17 protein-coding genes and 1 pseudogene are annotated in these 23,932 nt (G+C 44.2%); 8 read left to right on the top strand and 10 right to left on the bottom strand.

Features of this window, described 5'->3' with window-relative positions:
* Positions 1–39: 39 nt before the first annotated feature.
* From Q7U95_RS05000 to Q7U95_RS04965, 8 genes are all read right to left on the bottom strand, one after another.
* A complete protein-coding gene (locus tag Q7U95_RS05000; protein WP_308752393.1) occupies positions 40–960 on the bottom strand; it encodes a thiamine pyrophosphate-dependent enzyme in 921 nt (306 codons plus the stop codon).
* On the bottom strand, positions 951–2,159 hold the full coding sequence (locus Q7U95_RS04995; RefSeq protein ID WP_308752391.1) for a hypothetical protein: 1,209 nt from the start codon (positions 2,157–2,159) through the stop codon (positions 951–953). The genes Q7U95_RS05000 and Q7U95_RS04995 overlap by 10 nt, the downstream gene beginning before the upstream one ends.
* Before the next feature lie 9 nt (positions 2,160–2,168).
* The gene (locus Q7U95_RS04990; RefSeq protein WP_308752389.1) at positions 2,169–2,444 is read right to left on the bottom strand and encodes a 4Fe-4S binding protein; all 276 of its coding nucleotides are present in this window, start codon (positions 2,442–2,444) and stop codon (positions 2,169–2,171) included.
* A complete protein-coding gene (locus tag Q7U95_RS04985) occupies positions 2,441–3,013 on the bottom strand; it encodes a 2-oxoacid:acceptor oxidoreductase family protein (RefSeq protein WP_308752387.1) in 573 nt (190 codons plus the stop codon). Before Q7U95_RS04985 ends, Q7U95_RS04990 begins: the two co-directional genes overlap by 4 nt.
* 138 nt (positions 3,014–3,151) lie before the next feature.
* Positions 3,152–3,748: a recombination mediator RecR gene (gene recR / locus Q7U95_RS04980; protein ID WP_308752385.1), complete on the bottom strand. Its 597-nt coding sequence runs from the start codon at positions 3,746–3,748 to the stop codon at positions 3,152–3,154.
* Positions 3,749–4,223: 475 nt separating this feature from the next.
* The gene (locus Q7U95_RS04975; RefSeq protein ID WP_320415575.1) at positions 4,224–4,556 is read right to left on the bottom strand and encodes a YbaB/EbfC family nucleoid-associated protein; all 333 of its coding nucleotides are present in this window, start codon (positions 4,554–4,556) and stop codon (positions 4,224–4,226) included.
* A 19-nt stretch (positions 4,557–4,575) separates the two neighbouring features.
* On the bottom strand, positions 4,576–6,375 hold the full coding sequence (dnaX, locus tag Q7U95_RS04970; protein ID WP_308752381.1) for a DNA polymerase III subunit gamma/tau: 1,800 nt from the start codon (positions 6,373–6,375) through the stop codon (positions 4,576–4,578).
* A gap of 88 nt (positions 6,376–6,463) precedes the next feature.
* The gene (locus Q7U95_RS04965; RefSeq protein WP_308752379.1) at positions 6,464–7,648 is read right to left on the bottom strand and encodes an MFS transporter; all 1,185 of its coding nucleotides are present in this window, start codon (positions 7,646–7,648) and stop codon (positions 6,464–6,466) included.
* 335 nt (positions 7,649–7,983) lie between these two features.
* Between Q7U95_RS04965 and Q7U95_RS04960 the strand changes: the two genes are divergently transcribed.
* The 8 genes and pseudogenes from Q7U95_RS04960 (at position 7,984) to Q7U95_RS04925 (ending at position 21,963) form a co-directional block, all read left to right on the top strand.
* Positions 7,984–9,684 carry a PQQ-binding-like beta-propeller repeat protein gene (locus tag Q7U95_RS04960; RefSeq protein WP_308752377.1) on the top strand — a complete coding sequence of 567 codons (1,701 nt, stop codon included), beginning with the start codon at positions 7,984–7,986 and terminating at the stop codon, positions 9,682–9,684.
* Positions 9,685–9,768: 84 nt separating this feature from the next.
* Complete coding sequence (locus Q7U95_RS04955; protein WP_308752375.1) at positions 9,769–11,685, top strand: hypothetical protein; 1,917 nt, start codon at positions 9,769–9,771, stop codon at positions 11,683–11,685.
* A 9-nt stretch (positions 11,686–11,694) separates the two neighbouring features.
* On the top strand, positions 11,695–13,392 hold the full coding sequence (locus tag Q7U95_RS04950; protein ID WP_308752373.1) for an energy-coupling factor transporter ATPase: 1,698 nt from the start codon (positions 11,695–11,697) through the stop codon (positions 13,390–13,392).
* Positions 13,371–14,264 (top strand): energy-coupling factor transporter transmembrane component T, encoded by an 894-nt coding sequence (locus Q7U95_RS04945; protein WP_308752371.1) that lies wholly within the window; start codon positions 13,371–13,373, stop codon positions 14,262–14,264. Before Q7U95_RS04950 ends, Q7U95_RS04945 begins: the two co-directional genes overlap by 22 nt.
* Before the next feature lie 27 nt (positions 14,265–14,291).
* Positions 14,292–18,212: pseudogene (gene cobN / locus Q7U95_RS04940) on the top strand (cobaltochelatase subunit CobN).
* Between the two features lie 6 nt (positions 18,213–18,218).
* Positions 18,219–19,217 carry an ATP-binding cassette domain-containing protein gene (locus Q7U95_RS04935; RefSeq protein WP_308752369.1) on the top strand — a complete coding sequence of 333 codons (999 nt, stop codon included), beginning with the start codon at positions 18,219–18,221 and terminating at the stop codon, positions 19,215–19,217.
* Positions 19,217–19,963: an ABC transporter permease gene (locus Q7U95_RS04930; protein WP_308752368.1), complete on the top strand. Its 747-nt coding sequence runs from the start codon at positions 19,217–19,219 to the stop codon at positions 19,961–19,963. Before Q7U95_RS04935 ends, Q7U95_RS04930 begins: the two co-directional genes overlap by 1 nt.
* Before the next feature lie 20 nt (positions 19,964–19,983).
* Positions 19,984–21,963 (top strand): putative cobaltochelatase, encoded by a 1,980-nt coding sequence (locus Q7U95_RS04925; protein ID WP_308752366.1) that lies wholly within the window; start codon positions 19,984–19,986, stop codon positions 21,961–21,963.
* Between the two features lie 394 nt (positions 21,964–22,357).
* Here the strand turns inward: Q7U95_RS04925 and Q7U95_RS04920 are convergent, their stop codons facing one another.
* Positions 22,358–23,425, bottom strand: a complete 1,068-nt coding sequence (locus Q7U95_RS04920) for a DNA adenine methylase (protein WP_308752364.1) — start codon at positions 23,423–23,425, stop codon at positions 22,358–22,360.
* Between the two features lie 30 nt (positions 23,426–23,455).
* Positions 23,456–23,932: hypothetical protein (locus Q7U95_RS04915; protein WP_308752362.1), on the bottom strand; the 477-nt coding region annotated here is incomplete at its 5' end.

The raw sequence follows: 23,932 nt of genomic DNA, 5'->3' as shown, positions 1-23,932 counted from the left end.
GTACGGGGGTTTTGTTTAACATTTTTATGTAACAATATCTTATGCTTCTCCGCAAAGCTTAAGGAGTTTCTCCCAATCTTTGTCTACTTTTTCCTGAAGTTCCTCAAGAAGGTGCTCATTTTCAGGTTTAAAGAGATGCTTGAATCTTCCTTGGGTTTTAAACCATTCAACTAAGGGCTTTTTCTCTTTGGGTTTATAGGTTAACTTCCACTCGCCATTTTCAACTTCATATAAGGGCCAAAAACAAGTTTCCACGGCAAGTTTTGCTATTCTAAGAGTTTGGTCGGAAGGATGTCGCCATCCGCGCGGACAAGGGGCAATCACATTTAAGAATGCGGGACCATCAGCTTCAAAAGCCTTTGTTGATTTTCTTACTAAATCCTTCCAAAAAGCGGGAGATGCCTGAGCTACGTAAGGAACATCGTGCGCAGCAACACAAGCGGTCAAATTTTTGCGATTTTGCTTCTTGCCCGGTTGAACCTTTCCTACCTCAGAAGTAGTGGTCCAGGCCCCTCTTGGGGTTGCGCTTGAACGTTGAATGCCTGTGTTCATGTAAGCGCCGTTATCATAGCATACATAAACTATATTGTGACCACGCTCCAGCACCCCTGAAAGGGATTGAAAACCGATATCGTAAGTCCCGCCGTCGCCGCCAAAGGCGATAAACTTTATCTCTTTATCCAATTTTCCTTGACGCTTTAGAGACCGATAAGCAGCCTCTACGCCGCCAATTGTTGCCCCCGCATTCTCAAAAGCGGAGTGAATGTATGGTACATCCCATGCAGTTGAGGGATATATTGTGGTTGACACCTCAAGACACCCGGTGGCGCAAGCAACGACTACTGGTTCGTCTGTTCCCATAAGAATTTGTCTAACCACAATTGGTGCCCCGCAACCGGCACAGAGCCTATGCCCGGAGGTGAGTCTTTCTTTCTTTTCCGTCAAATCTTTTATCTCCATGTTAATACCTCCACTTCTTTAAGCCCAAGGTAATCAAAATTCTTTTCAACTTTTCCGGTCTTTGCAATATCCATTAGTACATCAAATACTCTCTTTGCATCATGCAACGTGTACTCTCTTCCTCCCAGACCGTATATAAAGTTAATCACCTTTGGTCTAACCTCTAAATCAAAAAGAGTGGCCTTAACTTCACTAAAGAGTGGACCGACTGACCCAAAAGATAGTGCTCTGTCCAGAACAGCCACCGCTTTTAAATGTTTTAAAGCGTTGGCAAGCTCTTCTGTAGGAAAGGGTCTAAAAACTCTAAGCTTAAGCAATCCCACCGGAAGCCCTTTAGCTCGAAGTTCATTTACCATGTGCTTCGTAGTCCCAGCCGAAGAATTTAAAGTAATAATAGCAACTTCCGCATCGTCAAGCATATATTCTTCAAAAAAACCGTATTTTTTGCCAGAAACTTTGGCAAACTCATCAGCCACTTCTAAAATAACGCTCTTTGCTCTTTCCATTGCATCGGCTTGATTTTTCTTGTGTTCCATAAAAAAACCGCCAAGACCATCAAATGGCCCGTAGGTTACAGGATTATCAATATCTAAAAGAGGCATAAGTGGTTTATACTCTCCAACAAAATTTTTAACTTCTTTATCTTCAATAAACTCCGCCTTCTGAATCCCATGGCTTATGATAAAACCATCCATATTCACCATTATAGGGAGTAAAACTCTTCTGTCTTCAGCAATACGTATTGCTTGAATAGTATTATCATACGCTTCCTGAGCATCCTCGGAATAAATTTGTATCCAGCTCGTATCTCTTGCCCCCATGCTATCACTGTGGTCACAGTGAATGTTAATTGGGGCACTCAAAGCCCTGTTGACATTAAACATCGCAATTGGAAGCCGCATCCCGGATGCAATATAGAGCATCTCATGCATCAAAGCTAACCCCTGAGAAGAGGTTGCCGTCATAACACGAGCCCCCGCGGCGGAAGCGCCTATGCAGTTGCTCATGGATGAATGTTCGCTTTCCACAGTCACACACTCCGTATCAACCAAACCATTGGCGGCAAACTTTGAAAAACCCTCAACAATGGCAGTTTGGGGAGTTATGGGATAAATACTAAGAACATCTGGATTTATCTGCCTCATCGCTTCAGCTACAGCCCCGTTGCCTGTTGTAGCCACAATTCTCTTTTTGCTCATAATCTTCACCTACCCCTCCACCATTTTAATCACATCAAAAGAACACTCCGTGGCACAAATTCCACACCCTTTGCAATAATCCATATCTATGCCCCTGACTTTACCATCTTTTACCAATACTGCACCCTCAGGACACGATATCCAACAAATTAAACACTGCTTGCATTTTTCTTCATTCCATTTAGGAGCTTTCGAGCGCCAACCCCCAGTTTTATACTCTTTTGCTGTACCGCTTTTAGGAATAATTCCGCCAGGTAAAAGTTTATTTGCTTGCCAATCTTTCATTCGCCCCTCACCTTCTCATAAGCTTGCTTAATTGCTTCTATATTCCCTTCGAGAATTTTTTGATTAAACTTTTTGCTAAAAGACTCGGCAAAATGACGAGTTATAACTTCAAGAGGGACCATATCTGTAACTTTTATGAGCGCGCCAATCATTGGAGTATTGGGAATTGGTTTGCCTAATGTATCTACTGCTATCGCGGTTGCGTTAACTGTATAAATTTTCCCACTTTTTATGCCTAATTTTTTTCTTACTTCTGCTGGATTATTGTTGGTATTTACCAAAATTATGCCATCATCCAATAAACCCTTGGTAACCTTAACAACATCCAATAAAGTTTCATCTAAAACTACCACTATGCCAGGATTTTCTACAGAACAATAAAGGGTAATCGGGGAAGATGCTATTCTAGTAAATGCCTGAATAGGAGCCCCCATTCTTTCCGGGCCGTATTCTGGAAAAGCCTGGATATTTTTTCCGCTGGCAAGTGCCACTTCTGCTAAAAACTTAGCAGCCGTAACTGCCCCTTGGCCACCTCGAGCATGCCATCTAATCTCAGTACATTTTTCCACTACTTCACCTCTTTACTTTTCCATGTTTTGTTTTTTAAAATACCCAAAAAATATACTTCAAATAAAATATAAAAACCGCTAATTTTCAATAAGCGGTCGATTTGTTGCGGTCAACGGTTAGTTTTTAGTTTTTTTGGTTCACATCTCTCTTCTTCCTTCTAACGCCTTACTTAAAGTAACCTCGTCCGCATATTCCAAATCTCCTCCAACAGGTAACCCACTAGCTATTCTAGTAACTCTAATTCCAAAAGGCTTAACTAGTTTGGCGATATACATCGCTGTAGCCTCTCCCTCAATATTAGGATTTGTAGCAACGACTATCTCTTGAACCTTTCCGTCTTTCAAGCGATTCAGTAATTCGTGTATCTTTAAATCCTCAGGACCTATCCCATCTATAGGAGAAATGGCTCCTCCTAAAACATGATAGCGCCCCTTAAAACTGCACGTTTTTTCCAAAGCAACGATATCTTGCGGTTCTTCAACTATGCAGAGCAATGAATCATCTCTTTCAAAATCAAGACACATTTCGCATGTATCCTCTTCGGTTATATTGAAACAAATCTTGCAGAACCCAACTTTATCTTTAACGTTTATGATGGCATCAGCCAAATTTTTAGCACTCTCAGGAGAAACTTTCAAAAGATAAAAGGCCAGCCTTTGAGCAGACTTTGGCCCAATGCTCGGTAGTTTTGTTAACTCTTCAATTAAAACTGCAACCGGGGCCGCATAATACACAAAATCACTCCTTTAACCATTAACAATTTGCATAAATCAGACTTCAAACACTAGGCTTCAGTTGCTTTGAAATTAATTGAAATTTATTGTAATTCATTGAAATTAATGGTCTTATTCTTAATCTCTACTTAATTACTACCTAATCACAACTTAATCTCCTGTACATTTCCAACTTGCTTCTTAATCCTTACCGCTTAATCCTTTACCCTTTATCCTCTACTAATCAGTCGGTAGTCTCTTGGTGGGAAGTCAGTAGTTTGTCGGCCAGATTGCTGGTCTTATTACAACACTCCATACCCTGTTTGCCATCTGCTATCAGCCATAAGCCACCAGCTTTGTTGACTTTTGACTTTTCCTTTACCCTTCTTTTTCTATATGCCATCTGCCATCAGCCATCTGCCCCGCCACCTGCCCGCCAATGCCTAACGGCATCATAGGCGTAGGCAGGCGGGGAGGCGGGCAGGCATTTGCCATATTATGTCAAGCCCGGTATGCCCATGCCACCCGTAACACTATTAACTCTTTGCGCGGCCAAATCCCTGCTTTGCTGAAGAGCTTCGTTGGCAGCGGCAAGCACTAAATCTTGAAGCATCTCTATATCATCAGGGTCCACAACGCTGGGGTCAATTTTTATATCAAGCAATTCCTGCTTCCCGTTTACAACAACCTTAACAGCTCCACCTCCGGCGCTCGCCTCAATCCGTTCGTCAGCCAATTTTTCTTGAATTTTGACCATTTCCTGCTGCATTTTTTTAGCTTGCTTCATTAATTTACCAATGTCCATAAATGTTATCTCTCCTTTAAGAATAATGTTTTAACTGCTAATTTTATTTAATATCCCCTTTTTCATCAACAACATTTTCCTCGGTTATCTCCGCGTCAAAATCTCGCTGCAACAAATCAACGATATTTTCTCTATCCAACATCTCATCTTCCTTTTTTGCTTCTGCTTTAATTGATTCTCCGCCCACATCCAAAACACAATTCATCTTAATCTTAAAACCCAAAACTTCTTCCAAAGATTCTCGCACCAGTCTAAAGTTTTGAGGCCTTTCAATTTCGCTCTTATGAAAACCCGCGTTTCGATTAAATTTAAGAGTTAATTTTGAATTCTCAAGTTCAGCCGGCTGACATTCAAGCAATAAGGCATAGGTAGATATCTTTTTCTTTTTAACTTTATCTAAAACAACCGGCCAGGCACGTTTTGCTTTATCAGTATCTCTAGAACTACCGGCCACATTAGATTTCTGGCACTTGGCTTCTTTATCTTCTTTCTTCTCTTTTACACTTTCTGACTTTAAACCGGTATCATCCGGTTTTTTACTCCTTTTCTCCTCCGCCTTCTCCAATTTCTCGTGTTCATTTTGACTTTTAACGCATACATGCTCAATTTTTTTCTTTTCTTCAGTTGAAGCAGATTCCACACCTTTTTCTATATTCAAGCTCTCTTTTTTCTCTTTGGCAACTCCAATCTTTTGCCCTTCAATTAATCTTTCAAGCTTCTCAACCCGGCAAAGCAACCCATCAATAGATGAATTTGTTTCCGGCCTTGTAAGTTTCACCAAGGTCATCTCCAAAACCAGCTTCACATCGGGATTCCAACGCATTTGACTGTGAGATGTGCTTAAAACATCTAAAAATCGCATAAGCTCAGTGTTCTGAAAACGAACAGCCTGGTTTTCCATCTTAGCAAAAACTTCGGGCGTTACATTGATTATTTCGTTTGCTGTTTCGGTGTTTTTAATTATAAAAAGTGCCCGAATATATTCAATTAAATCCTTAGTAAACTGCTTAGGGTCCCTGCCGCTTGCAATCAGTTTTTCAACATATTCAAAAGTAGAGGCCGTATCTCTTTTATACAATGTTTCTACAACATCAAAAAGGAGTTCCGTATCAAACATCCCCAATAAAGTAGTTACATCACAAGTTTTTATATTTTTCCCAATAAAGGAAGATAGCTGGTCTAACGTACCCAGAGCATCTCGTAAACTACCCTGAGCATGTTTCGCGATTAAGGTTAGCGCGGTTTCTTCCGCGTTAATCCCTTCAGCTTCAGCCACAAATAACAATCTTGCCACCATATCAGATGTAAGAATTCGCCTAAAATCAAAACGCTGACAGCGAGATAAAATTGTAGATAAAACTTTGTGTGGCTCCGTTGTGGCTAGAACAAAAATTACATGAGAAGGAGGTTCTTCTAATGTTTTAAGAAGCGCGTTGAACGCTTCAGGGGTGAGCATGTGCACTTCATCAATTATGTAGACCTTCATATAGCCTTCGGTGGGTGAAAAGTTAATCTTTCCTTTAAGATCGCGGATCTCATCAATTCCCCGATTTGAAGCAGCATCTATTTCAAAAACATCAAGGAAGCTCCCATTGTTAATCTGATTACAAGCTTCGCATTTATTGCAAGGGGTGGGGGTGGGACCATTTTTACAATTGAGCATCTTAGCCAAGATTTTAGCTACACTCGTTTTCCCCGTTCCCCTTGGACCGCAAAATAAATAAGCATGAGATATTTTATTATGCTTAACCGCATTGGAAAGCGTGTGGGTTATATGTTTTTGGCCAACCACTTCTTCAAGTGTTTGAGGTCGATATTTTCTATAAAGAGAAATATAAGCCACCTAGATTTTTACACCACCCAAAAGAGGATACTTTAACAAAAAGATAGCACAAACAAAACAAAAATTCACCTGCCCCGACATGAAAAAATTACTCAAGTGGCATAAAAAGAATAAATAAAATTGCGGCTAATAATGATGTTAAACCGCCGTAGATAAAAGGCGCCGACGGATTAATGTATGTCCAGAGCAAGCCGGCAATCAAGCTGGCCGCAAATGTTACCAACCCCACCGCTGTATGATAAAGCCCTAGTGCCGTACCCTTATTCTCCGGCCCTGCCATGTCAGTTACCAAAGCCCTGCTCACACCCTCTGTGGCTGCAATATACAAACCATATATGGCAAAAAGCGGCCAAATATAAACGGATTTAGATATAAACGCGAGGACAAAATAAACTCCGGAAAATATTAGAAAACCGCCAACCATTAGCTTTTTTCTTCCCACCCTATCAGAAAGAATGCCGGCCGGCATCGAAAAAGATGCGTAAACTACATTGTAAAGAACGTAGGCTAAAACAACCAAGGTAGCCGAAAGGCCTAGATTTTTTGCTCTTAAAATCAGAAAAACATCGCTGGAGTTGCCAAGCCCAAAAACAACCACGATTAAAAGAAGCATTTTAAAATTCTTGTCAAAGCCGGCCAAGCTTAAACGAGGAGCTTCTTTTGAGCTAAAAGTTTGTCTTTTTTTCTCTTTCACAAAGAAAAAGAGAAGAGCAACACCTAAGACAGCCGGAAAGAAAGAAAGCAAAAAAATCAATCGATATTGTTCTTTTAAAACAGCCATTAAGATTAAGACAATTAGTGGCCCGATAACCGCGCCGGTTGTATCCATCGCCCGATGAAAACCAAAGGCTCTGCCCCGATTAATAGAATCAGTTTCATCAGCAATAAGAGCATCCCTCGCTGAGGTTCTAACTCCTTTGCCCAAGCGGTCCACAAAGCGAGCCGTTAAAACCGTGGGCCAGACGAAAGCCACGCTTAAAAGAAGTTTTCCAAGAGCGGAAAGAGAATACCCTCCCAGAACAAACGGTTTTCTTTTCTCGTATTTATCCGAAAGCCAGCCGGAGAAGGTCTTCAAAATGCTCGCGGTGCTCTCCGCAACGCCCTCAATTAAACCAACGACAGCAACCGGCGCTCCCAAAACACTGGTTAGAAAAATTGGCACGAGAGGATATATCATCTCGCTGCTTATATCGGTAAATAAGCTCACTAACCCTAAAACGAAGACGTTCTTTTTTATCCCGGGAATCAAAAAATCTCTTCCTTTGTTCTCCACTTCAACTCCCCAATCACGCATTTAAAAAATTCTGACGAAGCAGTATCGTTGAATAAAACATTGTAATCTTTTTAAAATTATGCTATTAATTTGTCTAACTTATTATAGAGCAACCCGAAGGTTGCAGCTTTGTAAATTAGAACTTTTTCCGAAATTAGGCCACGAAGGTCTTACCCGGCTCAAAAGCTGGATGAGATTTTTGTGGTCTTTTTATTTGGCAACAATTATCGAAAACTGTTTTGTTTACCAAGGAGGTGAAAATCAAAAAGCTAAATTCGGACTTAAGCTTGCAATGTTGTTAATGTAAATAAAAACTTGAAAGGAGCGCAATCTGCGTGAAATATAAAAAAAGATTGGCAAAAATAATCGGCATTATACTTTCTGTGGCCTTCATCATGCCCCTTCTAAGCGGCTGTTCGGGAAAGAAGGATGTCGCAAAATTAGAGTCGGCCCTGTTTACCAGAATGGGAGCAGTTCTTGTTTTAAGCGAAGCGCGCGATGTCTCAGAAGTTAAAGTAGCCGACAAAAAGGTTGATTTCACTCAGCCAAACACAAAGACCATACTGGCCTCCTTCGAATGGGAACCAAATGAGAAATGCGCCATCACAATAAAATCAGAGGAAGGCGTGATAACCCAAGAAACCGAGTCTCCAAAGAAACCTTCCGCCTATAAACTCGGGGAAGCAAAACTTGGTTCCCTGGAAGAACTTCCTCAGATAGGAGATTGGCAAGGCGTCCCTTCTGAGGAAACAATTGTCTCGCCGGATGGAAAATATATCGCGATAGCGGGTTTCGACGGGAAGTTCTACGTCTTCGACAACGCCGGAAAGAAGCTCTGGGACTACCAGGTTCCCGACGGAGTCGGCAAAAAGGTTGCTTTCTCTAGCAACGGCGAGATACTTCTCGCTGGCGAAGCAAGCGCCGATGGTTATCTTTATGCTTTCAACACCAAAACCGGTGAAGAGCTTTGGAAATATAAAGTATCAGAGGACGTGGGAACGAGCACCGACAGCTACTGGTACTACCGCCCCATGATTTATAGTCTGACCGTTTCAGGAGATACGGCTTTCGCCGCGGGACAACTGAAACAAAAAGAAAATAAGATGGTGGAAGACAAAGAGGTAACCGTTTACAAAACCAAGTGCTTCATCTACGCGTTTGATGTGGAGTCCGGCAAAACAAAGTGGCGGTTCCCAGAAGACGAACCCATGGATACAGGCGTACCGAAGGTGGTAGCCACCCCGGATGGAAACAAGGTGATGTTCGTCAATCAGAGCTGGAACTACGGCATGGTTCAGGAAAAATATCCCGATGGCACAGTCCGTCTCTTAAATGGAGAAACCGGAAAGGAAATGGCCGTCTACAAGGTCGATGCCCTGGAGCCGTACTTTAAATTCGTGGGAATTTGGGATGGTATCTGCATCTCTCCAGACGGCAATCATTTCACGGCCATGGCAGGAGATGGAAGAGGATTTCTCTTCGACTTAACTAAAGCAAAAGAGACCGGCGAGCTCAAGCTCGTGTGGATGAAGGAAATTTCCAAGATTCAGGAGGTAAGCGGGGTTCCCATTTATGCCTATGGCAACGGCACTCACGTGGACAATGAGGGCAACGCCATCTTTGCCACCAGCGTCACTTACTCCGCGGATAAGACAAAATGTTCCGGTACACCGCCCGCGGTTCATCCGGACGCCACAACCATATTTGCCTATTCCAACGAAGGGAAACTTCAGTGGAAATGGAAGGCCGAGGGAAAAATCGGTTGTCCGCTATTCTCTCAAGATAATCGATACATGGTGGTTGGGGTAGCTCATGACTGGGTAAGTCAAAACAAAGACATGGCCGGCGTGCAGTGCTTCGACTTAACAAAGGAAGGCAACGCTAGCAACAAATTGTGCTGGTTCTATCCCATGGAGGGCATCTGCGCCATTGCCACAATTTCAAACAACGGAGAGAGTATTGCCGCAATTGAGGCACCGATTCAAATGGAAGATAAGAGCATAAGCGGAAATCACAAAATCCATTTCGTTAGGTAGCGCGACCCATTTTGAGAGAAGAGGAACCATCATATCCATTTCCTCTTCTCTCAATTTCTTTTAACATGAAGAGGTTGGAGGCTTGTGAGAAAACTCAAAACAATCCTCATTTTAGCTCTGGTTGTCTTTTTGGTTTCGGGTTGCCGGGGTAAAGAGGAGAAAGATTTAAAAATAAAAACCATTGAGTTTGGACACCATAGGGCCGTAATTGAGCTTTCGAGGGAAACCCCAATATCCTCGGTGAGCGTCTTTGACCAGGATGGCTCGCTCATAACCATGGCCACCATCGATTCGGAAGTCTCAAAACAAGTCATCCTCTTTCTTGATTGGGAGGAGGCTCGGTCTTACTTATTCCAAATCAATCTCAAGAACGGAGATATGATAGAAAAGGAGTTAAAATCTCCAGCCAAGCCGACCTCCGTTGCTAAATTCTCTATTCAGGCCCCCTATGGGACGGGGGAAAGCGACGAGAGAAGCCTTGTTGTCAAAGGAAGCATGGTCACGGCCACCGTTTTTTTAGAAAGTTACTCCGGCAACCCCCTGCAAGCAAGCGTTAAATTGACTCTACCTAAAGAGTTCAAGCCGATTCGAACACCCTCAATTTTTGAGACAAAAGAGACAAAAGAAGGTCACATCCTCACGGCCGAGTGCAAGCTGGTAACAGAATTTGATAACTTCAACGAATTGCTGGAATTTGAAGTGCCGTCCACTCTCGCTGCAGGCATTTACAAAATCGGGGGAGAAGCCACCGTCGCGGAAACGATAAACGGCGAGTACAAAATCACGCGGTTCCAAAAAGAAAAAGAACTGCGCGTAATCTCTTTAAAAGAGGCTGAAGGCCTGGCTCATATAGCTGGAATCAAAGTACCCACCGATGACGAGGGAGATTTTGATTCTCGTAAGAAGGAAAATACTCTGGCCTTAAGCGTGGATGGTAACAATTTCTTAAAAAGAATACTTAAAACTGATGATAAAGAGATTGATTATCTCGAGCATCCTCTTGCTTTTGCCACCACCACGGTCAGAAATGAAAATCAAGATAACGTGGTCTTTCTTGTAACATCCAAAGTACTGGACCCCAAGACAAAAAAGATAGCCCGGGCTTTTCGGGTTCCCTCCACCAAAAGCGGCGGCACGGGAGTAAGTTACGCCGTGGTTTCGGTGACCGGGAAATCGGAAGAAAAAGTAACCTTTCCCATCTATGTCGATGTGGCCGAGGTCTTAGGGGGTAAATATATTTTGGAGAGCGAAATTAAAATATTCGGGACAGACAAGGCCATCTCTAAAAAACAAAAAGAGATCGATGTCATCACCAGAAACCCGGTCCCAGGGCTCATCACTCTCGCAGCTTTTTTAATCACAGTGATGGGACTTGGGTATCTTATGATTTGTCAAAAGGCATTTTTTAAAAGATTTAAGACCAAATGGCTGGTAATAATAGCTCTTTTTGGCACGGCCACTTTCATTACGGTCAATGTGCCCGGCACCCTCCTTTGGGACTTCCTCCATGCCATCCTGGGCCCCTTTAGCTTCTTAATCACAGGAATCTTTTATGAAATTATTCTTTACGCTCTCATCATGTCTCTTGTGGTCCTCATTCCCAGGCCGGGAGTGGTGACCCTCGCTTTGGGTGTAAGTTTTCTTTTAGGGGGAGTGGTGCTCGGCAATTTTAGCCCCGTCACCCTCATGTGGAAAGCATCTCTGATTTTTTTGCTCGAGACCACCCTATATCTCTTTGGCGTGACCAGGAAAAACGGCATTCTGACGGATATCGGCGCGGAAAAGAGATGGCGTGTTCTCGCCACGGTGGGAATTGCCTGTGCGTTGGCCGATACCCTTTCCGTTTACATAAATTTCGGCACCACGATATTTTTATACAGACTTTACTATACGACCTGGTACGTTCATGCCTACGCGGTAATCGATGGCTTCTTATACACTTTGGTGGGTGCCTTGGTGGGAACAAGATTGGGATTCAGTTTAAGAAAAATTATGGAATAGGTGTTTTAAATGAGAGGTTCTTTATCCATTGACAATTTAAAATTCACATACGCGGGCAGAGAAAAACTGACTATTAAAGGAATTAACTTGAGCGTTCAGCCAGGGGAGTTTGTGCTGCTTACGGGCCCCACGGGTTGTGGCAAGAGCACTTTGCTTAAAACCTTAAACGGCATCATCCCTCATCAATCGGGAGGGAAGATGGAGGGAACCGTTAAAGTAAACGGCTTGGATACCAATACCGCCGAGATGCAAGACATTTGCAAACAAGTAGGCATGGTTTTCCAAAGTCCAGACGACCAGCTCTTTTCAACCGTCATCGAGGACGAAGTGGCCTTCGGCCTGGAAAATCTGTGCCTTGGTAAAAACGAAATAGATAGAGGCATCGACTTGGCTCTTCGGAAAGTGGGTATGAAAAACCTGCGTCAAGCTCAGATAGGCACTCTTTCGGGAGGACAAAAGCAAAGGGTGGCCATAGCATCGGTTCTGGCCATGGAGCCCCGCATCCTCGCTTTGGATGAACCTCTAAGCCAATTGGACCCCGTGGGAGCCAAAGAAGTTTTAGACATCATAAAGCGGCTCAACGTGGAGCAAAACATCACGGTGATTTTGGTCGAGCACAGAATTCACGAGATAGCGCATATGGCCTCCCGCATCCTCGTGATGGATGAAGGGGAATTGGTTCTCGATGAGCCCACCGGGAAAGCTTTTGCCAAGCTCGAGATATTCGAAAATCTGGGCCTGAGGGTCCCTGAGCCCATTAAACTCTTCTTCGCTCTCGGTTTCCCGGAAAGACCGTTGACAAGCAAACAAGCGATAGAGACGGTGCGAGGTAGAATCGAAAACGACTTCCTTAAAAAAGTAACGAGCGTTAGCCGCGATCGGCCTCCCCGGAGGCTGGGGAATGAGGTCGTCTCAGCAAAAGATGTTTCTTTCTCTTATTCGAAGAAGGGAGAGTGTGTTCTCAAAAATATCGACCTAAGCATCAGGGAAGGTGAAGTAGTAGCCCTCATGGGAAGCAACGGCTCCGGCAAAACCACCCTTCTTCTTCACTTGGCAGCCATACTTAAGCCGTCTTCGGGAAGGATTGGGGTGTTTAACGCGGACACTTGCAAAATTAACCCCTACTCTTTAGCAAACCAGGTGGGAGTGGTATTCCAAAATCCAGACCTTATGCTTCTTTCTGATACCGTTTGGGGTGAAGCGATGTTTGGTCCCCAGAATCTCCATTTGGAAAAGGCAGATGAGCTAGCCAGGCAATCTTTGGAGGCAATGTCCATCGGGAAATTAATGGCCGACTGTCCCCTTGCTTTAAGCCGAGGCCAAAGGCTTCGGACTGCCGTGGCTTCCATCATTTCGATGCAACCGAAGTTAATTCTCTTAGACGAACCCACCACAGGACAAGATAGAATCCACATTGAAGAGATGATGGCCTACTTGATCCCAAAGGACGGGGGAAAGACCGTCGTCTTTTGCACCCACGATGTCCAAACAGCGATACGATACGCCGATACCATCTTGGTTATGGATAAGGGAGAAATTATAGCTCAAGGTTCGCCGGAAAGTGTTTTTGAACAGGAAGACATCTTGCGCCGAGCAAACTTAAGCGCCCCCGACTCTTACCACATCGCCAAAAAACTGGGCCTTGAGTCAATCTTTATGGTAGAAGAACTGGAGGATGCGCTCAAATGTTTAATACCGCCTCACTGATCCAACCATCCATAAAAAAAACGTTCATCCATCGAATCGACCCCCGGGCAAAGATAATTTTCTTGCTCTGCGCGTCGATTCTTGCGGTTAGTCTCGACAAACCGAAATCGCTCTTTATCCTATTTGTGGTCGCCATTTCATCTTGCATATTCGCCAAACTGCCCTGGGACAAGGTAAGGCTGTTGGCCATCTTCGTGATTTTGGGAATGTGGGGAGCGATGTTCAGCCAGGCCCTGTTCTACGCGGGGCATCCCAGAACAATAATTTTCGTCCTCATCTCCTCAAAGACGCCCATTTTGGGAGCCATAACCGATGGGCTTTACATCTACCGGGAGGGTTTCATCCATGGCGCCGTTCAAGCGCTGCGCTTCTCTTCGATGATTTGCCTGGGGTTGCTCACATGCTGGACCACCGAGCCCCGTGATTTGCTCACGGGGTTGGTGAAGTTAAAAATCCCTTACAATTTCGCTTTCATGACGATAACCGCTTTAAGGTTCATACCTACGGTGCTTACCGAGACCAAGACGGTGATTGCTGTGGAAAGACTGAAAGGTTTTAAACCCACCAAGGTGGGAATATTCTCTTCACTTAAAACGGCCATCTCCACCTTGCGCCCCATCTTGGCAAACTCCGTCCGCCGGGCAAGCACCCTGGCACTATCCATAGAGAGTAGAGCGTTTAACCCAACGGCTCCCCGAAGCCACTTAAGAGACCTCCGATATAAATTCAGCGATTTTCTAATTACGGGAGGAGCAATCTCGGGAAGTTTGGCGGTAGCCGCGGTTAAAATAATGTATTTGCTTTATATAAACGAGATATTTTATTCGTCTTCTTTAAGACAGATATATCAGCTGGCAGGAAAGGTCCTGTAAAAAATAATTTGAAAGGAGAATGAGAAAATGATAAAAGTGGGCTCCATCATGTGGGGAAGCCACGTTTCCACACTCGTTCAAGCAAGCAAGGAGCTCGATTTCGTACAGCTTGAGCTCCGCTCCATGCGCGACTTGGAGGATGAACCGGTAAGAGAAGAGTTTCTGGAGTATTTGCGACAAGAGGCGGATGTTCTCCTCCTTTATCCAACCACAAACGAAGTCTGGAGCGAGATGCTCCCCGAAATCGAAAAAATTAGAAAGGTCGCCCCCACCGTCTCTTTCGGTCACGACCCGTCTCTTTGGGGTCTTTCCACCGTGAACACCGAGATAGTGGCCACGGCCTATAAATATCTGGTAACCGACGGTCTGGAAAACATGAAAAGCCTGTTATCCTATATCGCCCGCGAGGTTCTCGATATCGAGGTGGAGGTTAAGCCGCTCCAAGAAACGCCATGGCAGGGAATTTATCATCCCGACGCCTCATCGCACTTTGACAACCTTGAGAGTTATCTTAAGTGGTACAAGAAATTCGACCCCTCCTACCCCACCGCGGGTATCCTCTTTTATCGCTCTTACTGGATAAACGGAAACCTCGAAGTGGAGAATGCCCTTATTCGTGAATTTGAAAACAGGAATGTCAACATCATACCTGTCTTTTCTCACGGTTTTAAGGAAAATGAGCTGGGAGCCAAAGGAAATGATGTGGTAATTCCCGCTTTTCTGACAAAAGATGATAAATCGGTCGTCGATATCTTGCTCAACTTGCAATCTTTCTTTCTGGTAACCCTGCCGGAAGGTTCCGATATCGGCCGCGCGGAGGCAGGCGTAGAACTGCTTAAAAAACTGGATGTCCCGGTCATTGACCCCCTGGTTTCTTACCGCAAAACCGAAGAGGAGTGGAGAGCCGATGCTCAAGGTCTTGCCGAAAACATAGTCTGGTCGGTGGCCATGCCCGAATTTGATGGAATAATTGAGCCGCTGGTAATCGGGGTTCAAACAAGAGCAAGCGACGAGGAAACCGGGGTTACTCTCGAACAATATATGCCCATCCCGGAGCGGGTCAATCACATTGTCGAGCGGGCCAAGAAATGGATGCGCCTCCGAAGAAAACCGCCTCAAGAACGGAAGGTGGTCTTCGTTCTGCACAATAACCCTTGCGCCAGCGTGGAGGCCACAGTGGGCAGTGGGGCACACTTGGACACTCTGGAAAGCGTGGCTAAAATCATGCAAAAGATGAAAGAGCAAGGATACAAGGTCGAAAAAAACCCCCCTAACGGGAAAGAGTTAATCGAGACCATCATGGAGAGAAAAGCCATCTCCGAATTCAGATGGACTCCCATAGAGGAGATAGTTGCAAAGGGCGGGGCGCACACCCTCCTCTCCTTGGATAAATATCTGGTGTGGTGGAACAAGTTGCCGGAAGAAGTGAGAGAGAAAATGACCTCCACCTGGGGAGAGCCGCCCGGTGAAGGCATGGTTTATGAAGGAAAAATCGTGCTCACGGGGGTAGAATACGGAAATGTTATGGTCTGTGTCCAACCCAAACGAGGGTGTTATGGGGCGCGCTGCGACGGACAGGTCTGCAAGATACTTCACGACCCCGAATGCCCTCCCACCCATCAATATCTGGCCACCTACAGATACCTGGAAGAGATCTGGGAAGCGGATGTGGTGGTGCACGTGGGAACCCACGGTAATTTGGAGTTTTTGCCCGGAAAGGCGGTAGGGCTTTCCGATTCCTGTTATCCCGATATAGGAATCGGTACTCTTCCCCATCTCTACATATACAATGCCGACAATCCGCCGGAGGGGACCATCGCCAAGCGAAGAAGTTACGCCACGCTGATCGACCACATGCAGACGGTGATGACCGAAAGCGGTCTCTACGAAAGCTTAAAGGAGTTGGAAGGATATTTGGCCGAATACAACCAGGCTAAAATCACCGATCCGGCTCGCGCTCATGCCCTGGAGCACCTCATCGTGGACAAAATAAAGGCGTCCAAATTGGAGAAAGAGATAGGGATCGAGGAAAAAGGTATTCATGGAGAAGGGTCCTTCGATGAAATCGTCAAACAGGCTCACGAAGTTTTAACTCGCTTAAGAGAGACCCAAATTCAAGACGGCATGCACGTCTTCGGAGAATTCCCTCAAAGCAACGCCCGAGTGGAATTCATAAATTCCATCCTCCGTTATGACTCAGATGAGGAATTCTCCATGCGAAAGACAATCTTCGAGCTCATGGGTTTAGACTATAGCTTTGCAATAAATAATCCGGCTGAATACCACGAAGGTTTCGGCAAAACTTATGGTGAAATACTCGAAGAGACTCAGGGACACTCAAAGAAGTTCATTGGGGAGTTTCTTGCACACGAAGGAAAGGTGAGCTAAATGGAAACAAAATTAAGCCCGCAAGAGTTAAGGGAATTAAAAAACCTTGCCGGGTGCATCCTGGGCGACAGGTTTGTCAATCCCGAAGCACTCGAAAAACTCTCGGTTCTAAAGTCGAAAGTTTTGGACATCTCAGCCAGAATAGACGCCTCAAAAGAAATTGAAAGTCTTCTTCACGGATTTTCCGGCGGCTACATTGAAAGCGGGCCCTCGGGACTTATCACCCGAGGGAGAGCAGACATTCTTCCCACCGGAAGAAACTTTTACTCCCTCGACCCATACAAGATACCTACCAAGGCCGCCTGGAAAGTGGGCAGAAGCCTTGCAAACAGTTTAATCGAAAAATACGTGGCGGACACGGGGAATATGCCCGAAAACTGCGGCATGATACTCTTCTGCACCGACATTATGTGGTCAGACGGCGAAGAAGTATCACAGATTCTCTATCTTTTGGGCGTGGAGCCGAAGTGGCTGAGCAACGGCCGGGTGAAGGGTTTTCGGATAATTCCCTTGGAAGAGCTCGGCCGACCCAGAATAGACGTGACCATCCGCATCGGAGGCATAACCCGGGATTGCTTTCCCAATATCATGGAGTATCTGGACGAGGCAATAACGGCGGTTGCCTCGCTGGATGAACCATTGGAGCTCAACTTCGTCCGCAAACACGCCCTCGAGCAACTCGACGGCTCTCCTCCCTCCGACCCCCAGGCATGGAGGGAGGCTACCTCCCGCATCTTCGGCAGCCGACCGGGAACCTACGGCTCCGGCGTAAATCTTGCCGTCTACGCCAGCGCGTGGAAAGAGGAAGAGGACCTGGCAGATATCTTTACCTATTGGAGCGGCTACGCCTACGGCAAGGAGATGTTTGGAAAAGAATCCCATGAAACCTTCTTCAAACAGCTCAAGTCGGTTGATTTGACCTATAATAAGACGGTCACCGACGAATATGACTTGTTTGGCTGCTGTTGCTATTTCTCTTATCAAGGAGGACTGACGGCAGCGGCTAAAAATGCCTCGGGGAAAGAGGTAAAAACCTACTATGGCGACACAAGAAACCCTGCCAAGATCGAAGTAAGGGATTTGGCCGATGAAATTAGGCGCGTAGTGCGGACAAAGCTTCTCAACCCAAAATGGATCGAGGGAATGAAGCGTCATGGCTACAAAGGAGCCGGTGATATCTCCAAAAGAATAGGTAGGGTCTACGGATGGGAAGCGACCACCGAACAGGTCGACGATTGGATATTCGATGACATCGCCAAGACATTCGTATTGAATGAAGAAAACCGGAAATTTTTTGAAGAAAACAATCCCTGGGCCCTGGAGGAGGTGGGTCGAAGACTTCTGGAGGCCGAACAAAGGGACCTATGGGAAGCCGACCCCGAAGTCCTGCAACAACTTAAACAGACTTACCTGGAAATTGAGGGCTGGATGGAGGATAAAATCGGCGACGTCCAGGGCGAATTTCAAGGAGGAGCGGTGGACGTAATTACGATGGATGAGGTCGAAGACTGGGGAGAAAAAATGAAGAGGTTAAAGAAAAAATTGCATGGTGGAGGATAAGCTCAATTGGATAAAATAATTGAAGCAAGGGAACTAACCAAATACTATGACGGCAACCTGGCGGTAGATGATGTCGACCTCGAAATCCCAAGAGGTGAAGCTTTTGGTTTGCTCGGACCCAATGGCGCGGGAAAGACCACCACGGTGCTCATGCTCACCACCCTGCTCAAACAAAGCGGGGGAAAGGCATCGGTTTGTGGATTCGATATAGCAAAAGAGGCTCGCAAGGTAAGAAAACACATAAGTTACGTGCCTCAAGGATTGGCTGTGGATGATGCTCTCACGGCGCGGGAAAGCTTGGATCTCTTCGGCTCCCTTTACGGCATACCTCCCGCCAAACGAAAGCAGAGGATGGATTACTTCCTCAAATTCTTCGAACTTTCTAAGGTCGCGGATAATCCCGCAGCCACTTACTCCGGCGGAATGAAGAGAAAGCTGGAGTTAGCTCAAGCTCTCATCCATCAACCGGAAGTCGTCTTCCTGGATGAGCCCACCATCGGCCTGGACGTCACCGCCCGCCATAAGATATGGGAATTCATCCTCAGGTTGAAAGAAGAAAAAAAGGTTACCTTCTTTATCACCACCCATTACATGGACGAAGCAGCGGCGCTTTGCGACAGGGTAGCCATAATCACCAAGGGAAAAATCGTTTGCTCGGGCTCCCCAAGCACGTTGTCCAATCAAATTGGAGGAGATGTAATTAGAATACGTATAGAGAAAGAGGACGTGGAGAAAGCTTCTGAAGCGCTGGAAGGAATGGAAAAAATTAAAAGCAAAAAATGCGTTGAAACGGAAATGGAGCTAATAGTGGAAGAGGGCGACAAGTTCTTGCCTGAGGTCATGCAAGTTTTGACTTCAAAGGAAATCACCATCAACTCGGTTTTGATGAAGCAAGCCGGCTTGGACGAGGTGTTCATCAAATACACGGGTGATACCGAAGAGAGCCCAAGCCCCAAAGAGGCCAGAAAACACAAAAAAATTATAAGAAAGCTAATGAGAGGGTGATGTTGTTGTTTAATGCCTTCATAAAAATCTGTAAACGCGATATCAAGATATTATTTAGACTCAAAATAAACTTAATTGCCTCAATAGTCGGCCCCGTCGCCTGGTTGGCGGTGCTCGGCTCTTTGCCCATGTCAACAAATTCAGGAAGGTATTTGGATTATGTAACTCCCGGCATAATGGTGATGTCCGTCATGATGCCCTCACTTCAAAGCGGCTTGCTCACCTCGGCCGACAAAATCTACGGTTACTTAAAGAAGATATTCGCAACCCCCACTCCGCGGCCGGTGATAGCCATGGGCAAAATTACGGCGGCCATGAGCAAGGGAATGATTCATCTCTCGGCCGTCCTTGCCACCGCGTGGATTCTCGGCGCGAGAATGGAAGGTGGTCTTGCCGGTCTTCTACTGGTATTTGGATGCGCCCTCTTCTTTGCCATGGGCCTCTCGGCCCTTTCAATATTTATCGCCTTCAAGGTGGCCGATTTGCACGGTTTCGGTGCAATTATAAGCTTAGTTAGCTTGCCGCTTTTCTTGGCCAGTTCGGCCCTGATGCCTTTGGACAAGATGCCGGCATGGTTGCGATGTGTGGCATCAATAAATCCGGTCACTTACATCATCGACATCTCAAGAAAAATAATGCTCACCGGGAACATATCGGGCTGCGGTTTGATCTTATTGATTCTGATATCATTTGCCTTGAGTATGATAATCTTATGTATGCGCACCTTTGAAAAAGGTTTTGAGTAAATAAACGAGGAGGACAATAAATGAGTTGTTTAGCTGGTAAAGTATATTCCTTCACCGCAATTGTGGGACAGGATAAGATGAAAAAGGCCCTGATTTTAAATGTCATTAACCCCAAGCTCGGCGGGGTACTCATCAAGGGCCAAAAAGGAACTGCCAAATCAACCGCCGTTCGCGCTCTTGCCGACCTTTTGCCCGAAATAGAAGTGGTCGAGGGCTGCCCCTTTGGCTGTAACCCTCACACTGAAGCAGAAATGTGCCCCCACTGTCTTGAAAAAAAGCTAATTGAAGACAAACTGCCCCTCTCCAACCGGAAAATGAAGGTGGTTACCCTCCCCATCAATGCCACGGAGGATAGAGTAGTAGGAACTCTTGATATAGAGCATGCGATAAAACATGGCGAAAAACGTTTTGAGCCGGGGATTCTGGCGGACTCCCACCGCGGCTTCCTTTATGTTGACGAGGTGAACCTGCTCGATGACCACATAGTTGACATCCTGCTGGACTCCGCCGCAATGGGAGTCAACACCGTCGAGAGGGAAAGTGTCTCATTCTCCCACCCTGCCCACTTTATACTGGTGGGAACGATGAACCCCGAAGAAGGAGACTTAAGGCCACAACTTTTGGACAGGTTCGCCCTCTGTGTCGAAGTCGAGGGCATAAACGATACAAAAGAAAGGGTGGAGATAATTAAGAGGCGAATGAGCTATGAAAACGACCCCCATTCCTTCGGCCATCGCTGGGAAGACACTCAAGAAAATTTGCGCCGTCAAGTCCTGGCCGCCGAAGCACTCCTGCCTAAGACAGAGATATCCGACGATATGCTGCACTTAATAGCCGAAATCTGCGTGGAGATGGGCGTGCACGGACACAGAGCCGACATCGTGATGATGAAGACGGCTAAAACTATCGCCGCCTTTCATCAAAGAAGGGAAGTAACCGAGAAAGATGTGAAAGAAGCCGCTGAGCTCGCCCTGCCTCACAGGATGAAGAGAAAGCCTTTTGAGGAGCAGAAGTTGGACCAGGAAAAGCTGGAGCAAACCATCGAAAAGCATAAGGAAAACCAAAGCAAGCCCGAGCAAGAGCAAGAAAAACCGCAAGAACCGTCGGAAAATCAAGAAAAGCAAGAGGGGGTTCCGGATGGTTCATCTTCAAAAACTTTTGACGTTGGCGCCCCTTTTAAAACGAAGGAAATCAAAATTCCAAAAGATAAGATCCCCCGCGCAACCGGAGGAAGAAGAGCAAAAAGCGTCACGGAGTCAAAATCGGGGAGATATGTTCGAAGCGTCATCCCAAAAGACAAAACAACCGACATCGCCTTCGATGCAACGATACGAGCTGCCGCCATCAGAAATGGTGGAAAGAAAAACGGGGAAGCCGGTTTAAAAATAGAGAAATCGGATTTGCGCCAGAAGGTGCGGGAAAAGAAAGTTGGTTCAGCCATGCTCTTTGTGACCGATGCCAGCGGCTCCATGGGCGCAAAAGAGAGAATGGTGGCTGCGAAAGGAGCCGTCCTTTCGCTCCTCGTTGATGCCTACCAAAGACGAGATAAGGTTGGACTTATAACTTTCAGGGGAAAGGGCGCGGAGCTTCTGCTTCCGTTAACGGATAACGTTGAGAACGCTCAAAATTATCTCAAAAAGCTTCCCACGGGAGGAAAGACCCCTTTAGCCCACGGATTGACCCTGGCTCTTGAAACCTTTGAGAAGGAACTGGCCAAGAACAAGAAAACCCTTCCTCTTATGGTGTTAATAACCGACGGGAAAGCAAACGTCTCCATAAACGAAAAAAATGCCGTTGAGGAAGCCAGGGAAATCGCGGAAAGGATCGCCGAAGCAAAAATAAAAAGCTTGGTTATCGACACTGAAAACGATTTCCTAAACCTCGGGCTTGCCAAAGATTTAGCGAACGCCTGTGGTGGCGAATACATAAAGCTGGAAGAACTCGAGGCCGAAGAACTCTCCCGTCTAGTTAAAGAAAAAGAAACGAACATCGGTCGATAGCTATTAAAATACGAAAAAGAATAAAGGATCGGGGCTTGTTTTTGACGTTCTTTTGAAATATCGAGATTAAGAACTTGATGCTTTTGTTTTATTTAGGAAAACTGTCTTGAATTTAAGTATTTTTGCCCTTCTGTTAAAAAACGCAATTTCAGATAACGTATCGGCATATCTTAAGTTGCGGAGCAATTTGGGTGAAGCGTAGCGGAACCGCATATACTGTGTTAGGCGAGCCGAACGGAGCGATAGCGGAGTGAGAGTGCAACGTGCCTTGCGTATTTTTGAAAAATTTATCCATATTATTCCGTTTTTGGTGGGCTTTTTATTATTGTATTTGATTTTTTTGTTTTGAAAAATGGAAGAGGGGCTGGGGGTGAATTCCATTTTTCAAAACTCCTTATTTGCATTCAACATAATGTAAATACTCAACTACTGAATTTGCTGTATGGTTTCTATTTTCTGTTTTATCTGCCTTAAACCTGCTATATTCCTTTTTGAATATCCCATATTTACCTCTTTTAGACATAATTGTTTTTACTTCTTCTTCTGTCATTAAACCTTCATTGTTATAGCTTAAAAAAATATATTTTACATTTGCTTTTTGAATTATATTTTCAAAAGATTTAAGTACTTCTTTTTTTTGTGAAAATTTTGACTTTTGATTTGAATAATCTCTAAGCCCAGTTTTTCCTTTTATCTTCGGATTGTCGTACTTAGCAATGGTCTCTAATAAATGATAATTTGGAGCATATTGTCTATGATTATATGGTGGATCAAGATATAAAACATCTCCTTGTACTGTTTCTACTAAAGTCTCAATATCTTCATTATAAACATCATGCTCATTATCATTGAGTACAAAATGTGCTGGTTGCATAGAAAATTCTTTCTGTGCCGATTTTTTTAATTGTTTCAAAAAAGCTCCGTAAACTGAAGCAGTATTTGCAACTTTATCTATATTTTCAAGAAGAGTAGTAAGTAAAAAATAGTATTCATTATCATTAATTTGCTTTTCTTTTTTCCAGTCTTCTATTTTTTCTCTTATTGTATCTACCTTTTTGCCATTTTCATCAGAAAAGTATTGTCTTTGAAATTCTTTGTCTTTTGTTCCACCTAAACAATAATTTTTATAAATAAAACCTTCTTTTAGTTCTAAATTATCTAAAAATTTACAGACAAAATCAGCTCTTTTCTCAAAGTCTATATTTTTCAAATCTTTTAAATTCTTCTCTAGTCCTATAAATTTTAAAACTTGATGATTTTCAATATAGTTTTTATTAAGAACAAAGCTATAATATTGTAAATCATTGGCAATAACTTTGTGTCCCTTGCTTTTAAAATATTGTCCGACAATACCAGTTCCTGCAAATAAATCTAAAAAAGTAAAATTATTTTTACCAACTATTTGATAAATTGATTCTTCTAGAAATTGTAAGAGTGATTTTTTTGATCCAATATAATTCATAATTTACCTCAATTAAAATTTAAAAGATAACTAATCTTCAGGATATAATTTTTTAAAGACAACATCTACAGCTTCTTTTGCCGATAATTCGCTAATTTTTTTAACTACCACTTTTCTGTATTCAACAGGATCATATTGATAACATCCTTTACACCCTAATTCTTCGGAATAGTTTTCGTCTCCAACATAAAAATCATATGGATTTCCTTTTATATTTTTAGCACGCCATCTTTTATTTGTTTCTTTACACCTTTTACAAATTTGTCTTTTAATATCATTTGCTGCTTTTGTAAGAGGTTGAAAATCTGACAATTGTTGATTTTGAGGATTAGAAATTCTATGATCTTCTTTCCTTCCATCTTTATGATCAATTTCGATTTTTGTATTTTCGGAATTACCATTTACACCCAACATTACACAGTTTTGTGTTTTATAAAAATCTTTAATATCTTTTCTAATATTTTGATTAAAATGCTTTTTGTCGTTGAAATCAATTAGGCGAATTCT

This window comes from Candidatus Oleimmundimicrobium sp., from assembly GCF_030651595.1.
In the GTDB taxonomy this organism is placed as follows: Bacteria; Actinomycetota; Aquicultoria; order UBA3085; family Oleimmundimicrobiaceae; genus JAUSCH01.
Note: the sequence above shows the minus strand (reverse complement) of the source record. Positions and strands in the feature narration are given on the sequence as shown.